This is a genomic window from Cupriavidus basilensis (assembly GCF_029335485.1).
Classification (GTDB): Bacteria; Pseudomonadota; Gammaproteobacteria; order Burkholderiales; family Burkholderiaceae; genus Cupriavidus; species Cupriavidus basilensis_E.
In genome coordinates, this window is sequence record NZ_JARJLM010000519.1 from 1 (window position 1) to 11,094 (window position 11,094).

The window sequence follows — 11,094 nt, forward strand, 5'->3', positions numbered from 1 at the left end:
GGACCTCCGGCAGCACGGCGCTGTCCCCGGATTGCGCACTGTTGTCCTGTTGTGCAACAGCGGGCCCGGCGGCCAGCAGCGCCGCGGCTAGCGCTATCGCGGTGGCCGCGGTGCGGCAGGCCGCGTCGCGGCGCGGGCAGGCGCTGCGCGGTGCTGGTCGGTCCTGCAGCGGGAACGGGTTGGCTGGCATCTTGCATCTCCTCTGGATAATTGGCCGGGGCACCTGCGTTGGGTGCCGGCTTGGCGGGAACAGCTGGAGGGACAGGGAGCAGGTTCCGTACCTCTGGCGTCGGGAAAACCTCCCGATCCGCGAGCGATCCCAACCGGTCACGGCCATCATTCGGAGACAGCACTGCCATGACGATGTCGCGCTACCTGGTCAGCCGTGCCCTGTGGATCGCCGCGGCGTGCCTGTGCTGCGCGCTGGCGGTGGCGCTGTGGCTCGCAGTGCGGGCCGTCGGCGACGAACGCCGCGGCGCCGATGCGATGGCGCAGCTGATCCCCCGCCTGTCCGCCCTGCACCACGCGACCCCGGTCGAACGCGAGGCCCACCTCGCGGTCCTGCGTGCCATCAATGCATCGGCGCAGATGCGCCACCTGTGGCTGCACCTGGAAGACGGCGCTGGCCGCGTGCTGGTAAGCGCACCGCAGCCGCGCGATGGGTCGGCCCTGGGCCGCCTGCTTGCTTTCCTGCGGGCCGACGCGGCCAGGCTGGAAAGCACCTGGGAGATCCGTGGGCACGATGGCGCCACTTACCACGCCGCCTTGCGCTGGAACCCGGCCAGCGAAATCCAGGAGGCGCAGAACGACATGGCCGGCACCCTGGCCGTGCTCGCGGTCTACAGCGCGCTCCTGCTGCTAGGCATCCACTGGGCCGCGCGGCGGGCTTTCTCGCCCCTGCAGCAGATCCTGGATGCCATCCAGCGCTACGAGAACAAGGACTACAGCGTGCGCCTGCCGCCCATGCGAACGCGCGAGATGGAGCAGATCCGCCGCGCGCTCAATCATCTGGCCGGCGCGCTGGATGAGACGCAGGCCGAGCGCCGCGCCCTGAGCCGCAAGCTGCTGACCGCCCAGGAAAGCGAGCGCGCGCGACTGGCGCGGGAACTGCATGACGAGTTCGGCCAGGTGCTGACCGCGATGCGCGCCGATGCCGCCTACCTGGTGCGCAAGAGCGCCCATGAACCCGTGCTGCAACTCGTGGCCAACGACCTGGCCGGGCATTGCGCCAGGATCCAGCACGAGGTACGCCATCTGCTGCACCGGCTGCGGCCGCACGGCGCGCAGCCCGACGGCCGGCTGGCGTCGGTGGAACGCCTGCTGCAAGACCTGGTGCAGGCCTGGCGCGACCAGCCGGGCCAGCAGGTGCGGGTGGATTGCGAGGTGGCGCTTGGCGGTGTGGTGCCGGGTCCGGACCTGGTCCTCACGCTGTACCGGATGACGCAGGAGGCGCTGACCAACGTCATGCGCCATGCCGGCGCGCGGCACGTGGCGATCCACATCGCGGCCACGCCCTGCGGCGAAGTGCGCTGGAGCGTGGAGGACGATGGCCAGGGCATTGCCGATATCGCAGCCGCGCTGCAGCACAGCCATGGCCTGCGGGGCATGCAGGAGCGCGCCTGGGCGCATCTCGGCACGCTGCATATCGGGCCGGCTTTGGTGCCGGCGGCACAAGCCGCGCAGCCTGCCACGCCTGGCTGCAGGCTCGCCGCAAGCTTTCCGCTCGCACCGCAAGCCTGCGGCGAGCCCGTTCCATCGCATGGGAGCCGTAGCGAATGAAAACGATCGACGTTGTCATCGCCGATGATCACGCGGTAGTGCGCACCGGATACCGGCGGCTGCTCGAACTGGAGGAGGGAGTCCGCGTGGTGGCCGAGTTCGCCGATAGCGATGCCGCCTATGCCTGGCTGACGCAGCATCCGGCCGACGTGCTGATACTGGACCTGTCGATGCCCGGGCGCGGCGGCATGGAGGTGCTGCAACGGCTGGGCGCGCGGGTGCCCGCTTTACGGATCCTGGTGTTCAGCATGCACGATAGCGCCGCCATCGTCAGCCAGGCCATGCGGGCCGGCGCCGCCGGCTACCTGACCAAGAGCAGCGCGCCGGAGGCGCTGGTGGATGCCGTGCGCAAGGTGGCCAATGGACTGCCGGCGCTGTCCGACGACATCGCCGGCCTGGTCGATGCCGGCAGCCGGCCGCCGCCTCACCTGGCCCTGTCGCCGCGCGAGTTCGACCTGTTCCGGCTGTTCGCGCGCGGCACGGCCATCGAGGAAGTGGCAGCCCAGCTCTATCTCAGTACCAAGACCGTGGCGAACTACCAGACGCTGATCCGCAAGAAGATGGGGCTGGCGAACCGTGTCGAGATGCATCGCTATGCGGTGGAGCACGGTTTCGGCTGACCGCCTGTTGCAAAACGGGACAGCGCGGGCGCTGGTGCCTGCAGCGTGTTCCATGGCGGGACAGCCGCCCCCAGCGCATTGCACAACGCGCGGCACGGTGGCTGCGGCTGCCCGCCCGCAAGGTAATGCCGGACAAGGCCCCGGCCCCGGCAAGGCGCATGCTGCGCTGCACATGGTATCGGCCTTGCTCTTCTGGCCGGCATGAACACTTCCACCACCTGCCACGCCATGCTCCGCCGCCTTGCCTTCGCGCTGCTGCTCTGCTTCGGCCTGGCCAATGCGCTGGCCGCGCCGGCGGACGGCGCGCAACGCTATCCGGTGCGCCCGATCACGCTGATCGTGCCGTGGCCGGCCGGCGGCGCCACCGATATCTCGATGCGCGTGCTGGCGGAGCTGGCCGGGCGCGAACTGGGGCAGCCCATCGTGGTGGAGAACAAACCGGGCGCCGGCGGCACGCTGGTGGGCGGCGCGCTTGCCGCCGCGCGGCCGGATGGCTACACCATCGGCCAGTTGCCGCTGACGGTCTACCGTTTTCCCCATCAGCAGAAGACCACCTGGCAGCCGCTGCGCGACATCCAGCCGGTACTGATGATCTCCGGCTATACCTTCGGCGTCGTGGTGCCGGCCGACAGCCCGTTCCGCACGCTGGACGACCTGATCGCCTGGGGCCGCGCCCATCCCGGCGCGCTGACGGTGGGCTCCACCGGCATCGGCACCACCGCCCACCTCGCCATGGAGGATGTGCTCGGCCGCAGCGGCGTGCGTTACGTGCACGTGCCCTATCGCGGCACGGCGGACCAGATGCTGGCAGTGGCCAACGGCTCGCTGATGGCGGGCGTGAATTCCACCGGCTTCGCGCCCTTCGTGGAGAGCGGGCGGATGCGCCTGCTGGCGGTCTTCAGCGCGCAGCGCTCGGCACGCTGGCCGGACGTGCCCACCGTGAGCGAGCTGGGCTTCGATCATGCGGTCCATAACTCGCCCTATGGCATCGGCGTGCCGCGCGGTACCGACCCGCTGATCGTCAGCCGCCTGCACGACGCGTTCCGCACCGCCATGCAGCAACCCCGCCACGTAGCCGAGCTGGCCAGGTACGACCAGGAACTGACCTACCTGAACATCGCCCAGTACGAAGCCTACCTGCAGCGCGCCTGGGAAACCGAGCGGCGCTTTGCCGAGCGGGTAGGCACGGCCCAGCCGAAGGAGCACCTGTGATGGCCGACGAATCCCCTCTGGCGCTGCGCTGCCAGGCCGTGCGCAAGCGCTTTGGCAGCCAGCATGCGCTGGATGGCGTCTCGCTCGACGTGCGGCGCGGCGAGTTCGTGGCGCTGCTGGGCCCCAACGGCGCGGGCAAGACCACGTTGTTCCAGATCCTCAGCGGCCTGTTCGTGGCCGACGCGGGGCAGGTCACGGTCATGGGCGTGGATATGCAGCGCCACCCGGTGCGCGCGCTGGCCCGGCTCGGCATCGTGTTCCAGCAGCCCGCCATCGACCTGGACCTGTCGGTCCTGTCCAACCTGCATTTCCATGCCGGCCTGCATGGCCTGCCCCGCCGCATTGCCGCGCCGCGCATCGCCCGGCTGCTGGACGATTTCGGCCTGTCGGCGCGGGCCGGCGCGCCCGTGCGCGAACTCTCGGGCGGTAACCGGCGCAAAGTGGAGCTGGCCCGCGCGCTGTTGCACGAACCCGCCGTATTGCTGATGGACGAGCCCACCGTCGGGCTCGATCCGGCCTCGCGCGCGCAGATCGTTGCCGATGCGCGCCGGCTGGCCGCGCAGTCGCAGGCCGGCGTGCTGTGGGCCACGCACCTGGTGCAGGAGGTCGAGCACGCGGATCGCGTGATCGTGCTGCATCGCGGCGCGGTGCGCTTCGATGGCACGCCGGCCGCGCTGCGCGGCGCCGCCGAGCGCGACAGCCTGGAGCAGGCCTTCCTGGCCCTGACCACATTCACCGCATCCCCGACCCCCGCCACCGAGCGCGTTCCCGCATGAACAAGCCGCCAACCCCGGGCTGGATCGCCTGCGCCACGCTGGCCGCCATGCTGTTGCTGATTGCCGCCGGCGTGGCTGGCGCCGCCGGCAGCCGCGCCGCCACCGGCCAGGTCTTCGTATCCAGCGAGAAAGACGATACCGTGGCTGCCTACAGTGCAAGCAGCAGGCAACTGATTGCCGTCTGGCGGCAATGCAAGCGGCCGCGCCACCTGCAGTTCTCGCCGGACCGGCGGCGCCTGTACGTGGCCTGCAGCGACGACAACCGGGTGGACGTGATCGACGTGGCAAGCCGCAAGACCCTGGCCTCGCTGCCGGTCGGGGACGACCCGGAACTGTTCGACCTCAGCCCGGACGGCAGCACGCTCTATGTCTCCAACGAGGAAGACGGACTACTCTCGGCCTACGATATCGCGTCCGGCAAGCGGGTGTTCGCCGTCAAGGTGGGGGAGGAGCCCGAAGGCGTGAAGGCCAGCCCGGACGGCAAGCGGGTGTACGTCACCTCGGAAGTGGCCAACCTGGTCCATGTGATCGACGTGGCGTCGCGCAAGCTGGTGAGGAATATCCGGGTCGGCAACCGGCCACGCCGCCTGCTGCTGGCCATGGACGGCAAGGAGCTGTGGGTGACCAACGAGTTGGCCGCCAGCGTCAGCGTGATCCGCACCGATACGCTGGAGGTGGTGCAGACCATCGCCTTCGCGCCCAAGGGGTTTCGTGCCGAGGACGTGACGCCGGTCGGGCTGGCGGCAAGCAGCGACGGCAAGCGTGCCTACATCGGGCTGGGCCGCGCCAACCACGTGGCCGTGGTCGATGTGGCTTCACGCCGGGTGCTGGACTATGTGCTGGTCGGCCGCCGCGCCTGGGGCCTGGCGCTGACGCGCGACAACGCCTTGCTCTACGTCGCCAACGGGCTGTCGGACGACGTCAGCGTGGTCGATACCGCCAGCAACAAGGCAGTGGCCACGCTCAAGGCGGGCAGGGTGCCGCATTCGGTGGCGATCGATGACTAGTCTGCCGGGCAGGTGGTTCTGGCTGGCCGTGTTCGGCCTGCTGGCGGCGACCGCGCAGGCCGCCGAGGTGCGTGTGGCCATGGTGTCGCTGGCCGGCGATGCGCGCTACGAGCCCCGGCGGATGGAGCAACGCTATCCCGGCCAGCCGCAGGGCCGTCCCGTGGACGGCGCGCGCGTGGCGGTGGCGGAATCGCGCTTCGCGCTGGAGGCTGCCGGCCAGGCCCTCCGGCTGGATACGTTCGAGGCCAGCGGCGAAGCCGCGGTGGGGCCCCTGGTAGCCAGCCTCGCGCGGCAGGGTACGCGCTTTATCCTGCTCGACCTGCCGGCGCAGGCGGTCAGGCTGGCGACCGCCGCGGTCAGCCCCGGCGAAGCGCTGCTGTTCAACGTGTCAGCGGATGACGACGCATTGCGCGGCGCCGCCTGCGCGCCGCACCTGCTGCACACGCTGCCCAGCCGCCGCATGCAGGCGGACGCGCTGATGCAATACCTGGCGCTGCGCAAATGGCGCCGCGCCTTGTTGCTGAGCGGCCCGCTGCCGGCCGACGCCGAGCAGCGCGCGGCGCTCACGCAGGCCGCGCGCCGCTTCGGCATCGCGTGGTCGGCGCAGCGCGCATTCAGGCTGTCGAACGATCCGCGCGAGCGGGAGCAGGGCAATCTCAACCTGCTGACCACCGGCGTGGACTACGACGTGGTGGTGGTGGCCGACGCCGACGGCGAGTTCGCGCGCGGCGTGCCCTATGCGACCCAGTTGCCGCGCCCGGTGGTGGGCGCCAGCGGCCTGACCGCCCAGGCCTGGCACTGGGCCTGGGAGCGCAACGGCGGGCCGCAGCTCAACCGGCGCTTCGTCAAGGCGGCGGGCCGTCCCATGACAGGCTACGACTGGGCCGCATGGGTGGCGGTAAAGGCCATTGCCGAAAGCGTGGCGCGCCAGCCCAAGGCCGGCTTTGCCGGGCAGGCCGAGGCGCTGGTCTCCGAGGCGGTGGTGGTGGATGGCTTCAAGGGGCCGCCGCTGTCCTTCCGGCGCTGGGACCGCCAGTTGCGGCAGCCGCTCCTGCTGGCGCATGCCGACGGCGTGGCCGGCGTGGCGCCGGTGGAAGGCGTGCTGCATCCCAAGAACAATCTCGACACGCTGGGCGCCGATGCGGCCGACACCGCGTGCCGGCCCGGCAAATAAGGGAGCGAGGCCCAGTCCATGACTACCATCCTGATCCACGGCTGGCGTGCCTTGCGCGCGGTAGCCGGACGCGAACTGCACAAGTTCTTCCGGCAGCCGGGGCGGCTGTTCTCGTCCCTGGTGCGGCCGCTGCTGTGGCTGCTGGTGTTCGCTGCCGGCTTCCAGAACGCGCTCGGCGTCGCCATCGTGCCGCCCTACGACACCTATATCGAATACAAGGTCTACGTGACGCCTGGCCTGCTCGGCATGATCGCGCTGTTCAATGGCATGCAGTCTTCGCTGGCCATGGTGTATGACCGCGAGATGGGCGTGATGCGCCTGCTGCTGACCGCGCCGCTGCCCAGGGCGTGGCTGCTGGCCTGCAAGCTGGCCGCCGGCACCTTGCTGTCGTTGCTGCAGATGGTGGCCTTCCTGCTTGTCGCCATGTGCTTCGACGTGACGTTCGCGCCGGCCTTCCTGCCCGGCGCGCTGGCGGCGATGGTGCTGGCGGCGCTGATGCTGGGCGCGCTGGGCTTGCTGCTGTCGGTGCACGTGCGCCAGCTGGAAAACTTCGCCGGCACCATGAATTTCGTGATCTTCCCGATGTTCTTCATCAGTTCCGCGCTGTATCCGCTCTGGAAGCTGGAGGAATCCGGCGCCACCGTGGTCTACCAGCTCGCGCGCTTCAACCCCTTCACCCATGCCGTGGAGGCGATCCGCTTCGCCTTGTACGGGCAGGTAGCGCGCGAGAGCCTGGCCGTGGTAGCCGGCTGCGCGGCGGCGTTCTTCGCCCTGGCGCTGCTCGGCTACGATCCCCAGCGCGGGATGGTGCGGCGCGCGCGGCAGGCCGGAGGCCCGGCATGAGGCGCGCCGCCGTATTGCCGCTGGCCGCTTGCCTGGCGCTTGCCGTTGCGGGCGCGCGGGCGTCGGATAGCCGCGACCCCTTCCAGTCGCCGCAGTGGACGCTGGTCCACAGGGAAGCCCTGAAGCTGGCCCCGGTCGTGTTCGACAGCCGCGTCAAGGTGACCGGTCCCGCCTTCGCGGAAGATCCGATGCGGGTGCCGATCGCCTTCGACGCCTCGGCGCTGGGCGAGGTGGATCGCATCGTGGTGGCGGTGGACCGCAACCCGATCCGCACGGTGCTCGAGTTCGAGCCGCTCAAGGTGCGCCCTTCGCTGTCGTTCCGCTTCAAGCTGGAGCAGGCCTCGCCGGTGCGCGTCGCGGCCCGTACGCGGGATGGCGTGTGGCATGTCGGCGGGACCATGGTGGATGCCAGCGGCGGCGGCTGCACGGTGCCTGGCGCCACGCGCCGCGACGGCTCGTGGAGCACCACGCTGAACCGGGTCGAGTCGCGCGTGTTTCCCGGCCTCGGCGGCAGCGGCGGCCGGGTGCGGCTGCGCGTGATGCACCCGATGGATACCGGCCTGGTGGCGGGCATCCCGGCATTCCATATCGAGTCGCTGACCCTGTCCGATGGCGCCCGGCAGCCGATGCTGCGCCTGACGCTGCACGAGCCGGTGGCGGAGAACCCGATCTTCTCCTTCGACCTGCGCGAAGCCATCGAGCGCGGCATGACGGTGGCTGGCCGCGACAACAACGGCAACCGCATCGCGGCGCAGGTGACGCCATGAAACGAGCGCTCGGGATACTGCTGTTGCTGGCGGTGCAGGCGGTGAGCGCGCAGGCGGAGGACTATCGCCTCGCGCCCCGCCAGATCGCCGCCGATGTGTGGCTGCTGGAGGGCGCCAACGCGGATTTCGCGCCGGACAACGGCTGCAACATCATCAATACCGCCTTTATCGATACCGGCGACGGCGTGGTGGTGATCAATACCGGTCCGTCGCGCCGGTACGGCGAGCAGCAGCGCCGCGCCATCGCCTCGGTCACCGCGGCGCCGGTGCGCCTGGTGCTCAATCTCAACCTGCATCCCGACTATTTCTTCGGCAACCAGGCCTACGCGGACGTGGGCGCCAGCGCCCTGGCCGGCACCATCGCGGGCGCGCAGCGCGAGGGGCCGGCCTATGCCGACAACCTCTACCGCATGTGCGGCGACTGGATGCGCGACACGGAGCCGGCACCGCCGCGCCACGAGCTGACGCCGGGCAAGCGCACGATCGGCCGGCACACCCTCGAGCTGATCCGGATGGACGGCCACACCCCCGACGACCTGGTGGTGCTGGACCGCGGCGCCGGCATCGTGTTCGCGGGTGGCGTGGCCTTCCGCGAGCGCGTGCCGACCACGCCACATGCGGACATCAGGCATTGGCTGGCCAGCCTCGACCGCTTGCAGGCGCTGCAGCGCGACAGCGGCGCGCGGCTACTGATTCCCAGCCACGGGCCGGCGCTCAGCAGCGCGGACGCCATCGCGCAGACGCGTGGCTACCTGCATTGGCTTGACGCGCGCATGACCGAGGCGGCGTCGCAAGGGCGCGACCTGGCCGAAGTGATCGCCATGCCCGTGCCCGAAGAGTATGCCCGCTGGGGCGCCATGCCTGCCGAGTACCTGCGCAATGTGACGCATCTCTACCCGGCCTATGAGGAGGCCGCGCTGAAGCACTGAAGTGCTGAAGTGCATCAGCGCTGAAGCAGCGGCGAACGCACGCTGTTCAATTCCGCAACAACCTCGACGGAATGCTCCGCGCTGGTACGCCGCCGGGGTGTCCGCAGGCCACTGCCGGGGCCGGATGCCCGTGTTTTCCATTGGCATGGGAATTGCCAGGAGTCTGTCTGGTGTGCGTGGCACACCAGCGAAGATCGACAACAAGAGAGAGGAGCAAACGATGAGGACGTTACGAGTGATGATGGTGCTCGCGGCGACTGCCGCGAGCCTGGCGGCGCACGCCGCGGTGACCGATGCCATGATCGAGAACGACGCGAAGTCGCCAGGCGACGTGCTGTCGTGGGGGATGGGCACGCAAGGACAGCGCTTTTCCGCGCTGACCCGCATCAACACAAAGAACGTCAGCCAGCTGGTGCCGGCCTGGTCGTTCTCCTTCGGCGGCGAAAAACAGCGCGGGCAGGAATCGCAGCCGCTGATCCACGACGGCAAGATGTTCGTGACCGCCTCCTATTCCCGCATCTACGCGCTCGACCTGAAGACCGGCGCCAAGCTGTGGAAATACGAGCAGCGCCTGCCCGAAGGCATCATGCCCTGCTGCGACGTGGTCAACCGTGGCGCTGCGCTGTATGACAACCTGGTGATCTTCGGCACGCTCGATGCGCAACTGGTGGCGCTCGACCAGAACACCGGCAAGGTGGTATGGAAAGAGAAGATCGAGGACTACACCGCCGGCTACTCGTACACCGCGGCGCCGCTGATCGTCAAAGGCATGGTGCTGACCGGCGTGTCCGGCGGCGAGTTCGGCGTGGTGGGACGGGTCGAGGCGCGCGACGCCAAGACCGGCCAGATGGTGTGGTCCCGGCCGGTGGTCGAAGGCCATATGGGCTACAAGTACGACAAGGACGGCAACAAGACCGAGAACGGCATGACCGGGACCCTGAACGCCAGCTGGCCCGGCGAGACCTGGAAGACCGGCGGCGCGGCCACCTGGCTCGGCGGCACCTACGATCCGCAGACCGGCCTGGTCTACTTCGGTACCGGTAATCCGGGGCCGTGGAACAGCCACATCCGCAAGGGCGACAACCTCTACTCGGCCTCGACCGTGGCGCTCGATCCGGCCACCGGCAAGATCGTGTGGCACTACCAGAACACCCCCAACGACGGTTGGGATTTCGACGGCGTCAACGAGTTCGTGACCTTCGATCTCGATGGCAAGCGCGTGGGCGGCAAAGCCGACCGCAACGGCTTCTTCTATGTCAACGACGCCAGGAACGGCAAGCTGGTCAATGCCTTCCCCTTCGTCAAGAAGATCACCTGGGCCACCAGCATCGACCTGAAGACCGGGCGGCCCAATTACGTGACGGAGAGCCGCCCTGGCGATCCCGCCGCCGGCACCGACCCGAAGAAGGGCCAGTCGGCCTTTGCCGCGCCGGGCTTCCTCGGCGGCAAGAACCAGCAGCCGATGGCCTACAGCCCGCAAACCGGCCTGTTCTACGTACCGGCCAACGAGTGGGGCATGGATATCTGGAACGAGCCGATCAGCTACAAGAAGGGGGCGGCCTACCTTGGCGCGGGCTTCACCATCCATCCGCTGAACGAGGACTACATCGGCGCGCTGCGCGCCATCAACCCCAAGACCGGCAAGATCGAGTGGGAGGTCAAGAACAACGCGCCGCTGTGGGGCGGGGTGATGACCACGGCTGGCGGCCTGGTGTTCTGGGGCACGCCGGAAGGCTACCTGAAAGCCGCCGATGCGAAGACCGGCAAGGAGCTGTGGAAGTTCCAGACCGGCAGCGGCGTGGTGGCGCCCCCGATCACCTGGGAAGACGGCGGCGAACAATACGTGGCGGTGGTGTCGGGCTGGGGCGGCGCGGTGCCGCTGTGGGGCGGCGAGGTCGCCAAGCGCGTGAACTTCCTGGAGCAGGGCGGATCGGTGTGGGTGTTCAAGCTGCACAAGAGCTGAATCCTGCCGGGGACCATGCAATGA

General features: G+C 69.4%; 11 protein-coding genes. 10 read left to right on the forward strand and 1 reads right to left on the reverse strand.

Features of this window, described 5'->3' with window-relative positions:
* On the reverse strand, positions 1-190 hold a 190-nt coding region (locus P3W85_RS32005), incomplete at its 3' end, for a hypothetical protein (protein WP_276267711.1).
* Positions 191-357: 167 nt separating this feature from the next.
* Here P3W85_RS32005 and P3W85_RS32010 point away from each other — a divergent pair.
* The 10 genes from P3W85_RS32010 (at position 358) to P3W85_RS32055 (ending at position 11,070) form a co-directional block, all read left to right on the forward strand.
* On the forward strand, positions 358-1,779 hold the full coding sequence (locus P3W85_RS32010) for a sensor histidine kinase (RefSeq protein WP_276267712.1): 1,422 nt from the start codon (positions 358-360) through the stop codon (positions 1,777-1,779).
* Positions 1,776-2,399, forward strand: a complete 624-nt coding sequence (locus tag P3W85_RS32015; RefSeq protein WP_017227138.1) for a response regulator transcription factor — start codon at positions 1,776-1,778, stop codon at positions 2,397-2,399. Before P3W85_RS32010 ends, P3W85_RS32015 begins: the two co-directional genes overlap by 4 nt.
* A 228-nt stretch (positions 2,400-2,627) precedes the next feature.
* Positions 2,628-3,611 carry a tripartite tricarboxylate transporter substrate binding protein gene (locus tag P3W85_RS32020; RefSeq protein ID WP_430869663.1) on the forward strand — a complete coding sequence of 328 codons (984 nt, stop codon included), beginning with the start codon at positions 2,628-2,630 and terminating at the stop codon, positions 3,609-3,611.
* Positions 3,611-4,387, forward strand: a complete 777-nt coding sequence (locus tag P3W85_RS32025; protein WP_276267714.1) for an ABC transporter ATP-binding protein — start codon at positions 3,611-3,613, stop codon at positions 4,385-4,387. The genes P3W85_RS32020 and P3W85_RS32025 overlap by 1 nt, the downstream gene beginning before the upstream one ends.
* Positions 4,384-5,394 carry a PQQ-dependent catabolism-associated beta-propeller protein gene (locus tag P3W85_RS32030; protein WP_017224493.1) on the forward strand — a complete coding sequence of 337 codons (1,011 nt, stop codon included), beginning with the start codon at positions 4,384-4,386 and terminating at the stop codon, positions 5,392-5,394. The genes P3W85_RS32025 and P3W85_RS32030 overlap by 4 nt, the downstream gene beginning before the upstream one ends.
* On the forward strand, positions 5,387-6,568 hold the full coding sequence (locus P3W85_RS32035) for an ABC transporter substrate-binding protein (RefSeq protein WP_276267715.1): 1,182 nt from the start codon (positions 5,387-5,389) through the stop codon (positions 6,566-6,568). The genes P3W85_RS32030 and P3W85_RS32035 overlap by 8 nt, the downstream gene beginning before the upstream one ends.
* Positions 6,569-6,586: 18 nt before the next feature.
* Positions 6,587-7,411: an ABC transporter permease gene (locus P3W85_RS32040; protein ID WP_276267716.1), complete on the forward strand. Its 825-nt coding sequence runs from the start codon at positions 6,587-6,589 to the stop codon at positions 7,409-7,411.
* Positions 7,408-8,178 carry a quinoprotein dehydrogenase-associated SoxYZ-like carrier gene (locus P3W85_RS32045; protein WP_276267717.1) on the forward strand — a complete coding sequence of 257 codons (771 nt, stop codon included), beginning with the start codon at positions 7,408-7,410 and terminating at the stop codon, positions 8,176-8,178. The genes P3W85_RS32040 and P3W85_RS32045 overlap by 4 nt, the downstream gene beginning before the upstream one ends.
* Entirely contained in the window at positions 8,175-9,107 is a 933-nt protein-coding gene (locus P3W85_RS32050) for a quinoprotein relay system zinc metallohydrolase 1 (RefSeq protein WP_276267718.1), read from the forward strand. Before P3W85_RS32045 ends, P3W85_RS32050 begins: the two co-directional genes overlap by 4 nt.
* Positions 9,108-9,327: 220 nt before the next feature.
* Positions 9,328-11,070 (forward strand): PQQ-dependent methanol/ethanol family dehydrogenase, encoded by a 1,743-nt coding sequence (locus tag P3W85_RS32055; RefSeq protein WP_035808211.1) that lies wholly within the window; start codon positions 9,328-9,330, stop codon positions 11,068-11,070.
* Positions 11,071-11,094: the final 24 nt, after the last annotated feature.

Bases quoted from the DNA above. Each gene is read 5' to 3' on its own strand.
- P3W85_RS32010 (WP_276267712.1), top strand. From the start codon at position 358: ATGACGATGTCGCGCTACCTGGTCAGCCGTGCCCTGTGGATCGCCGCG.
- P3W85_RS32015 (WP_017227138.1), top strand. From the start codon at position 1,776: ATGAAAACGATCGACGTTGTCATCGCCGATGATCACGCGGTAGTGCGC.
- P3W85_RS32020 (WP_430869663.1), top strand. From the start codon at position 2,628: ATGCTCCGCCGCCTTGCCTTCGCGCTGCTGCTCTGCTTCGGCCTGGCC.
- P3W85_RS32025 (WP_276267714.1), top strand. From the start codon at position 3,611: ATGGCCGACGAATCCCCTCTGGCGCTGCGCTGCCAGGCCGTGCGCAAG.
- P3W85_RS32030 (WP_017224493.1), top strand. From the start codon at position 4,384: ATGAACAAGCCGCCAACCCCGGGCTGGATCGCCTGCGCCACGCTGGCC.
- P3W85_RS32035 (WP_276267715.1), top strand. From the start codon at position 5,387: ATGACTAGTCTGCCGGGCAGGTGGTTCTGGCTGGCCGTGTTCGGCCTG.
- P3W85_RS32040 (WP_276267716.1), top strand. From the start codon at position 6,587: ATGACTACCATCCTGATCCACGGCTGGCGTGCCTTGCGCGCGGTAGCC.
- P3W85_RS32045 (WP_276267717.1), top strand. From the start codon at position 7,408: ATGAGGCGCGCCGCCGTATTGCCGCTGGCCGCTTGCCTGGCGCTTGCC.
- P3W85_RS32050 (WP_276267718.1), top strand. From the start codon at position 8,175: ATGAAACGAGCGCTCGGGATACTGCTGTTGCTGGCGGTGCAGGCGGTG.
- P3W85_RS32055 (WP_035808211.1), top strand. From the start codon at position 9,328: ATGAGGACGTTACGAGTGATGATGGTGCTCGCGGCGACTGCCGCGAGC.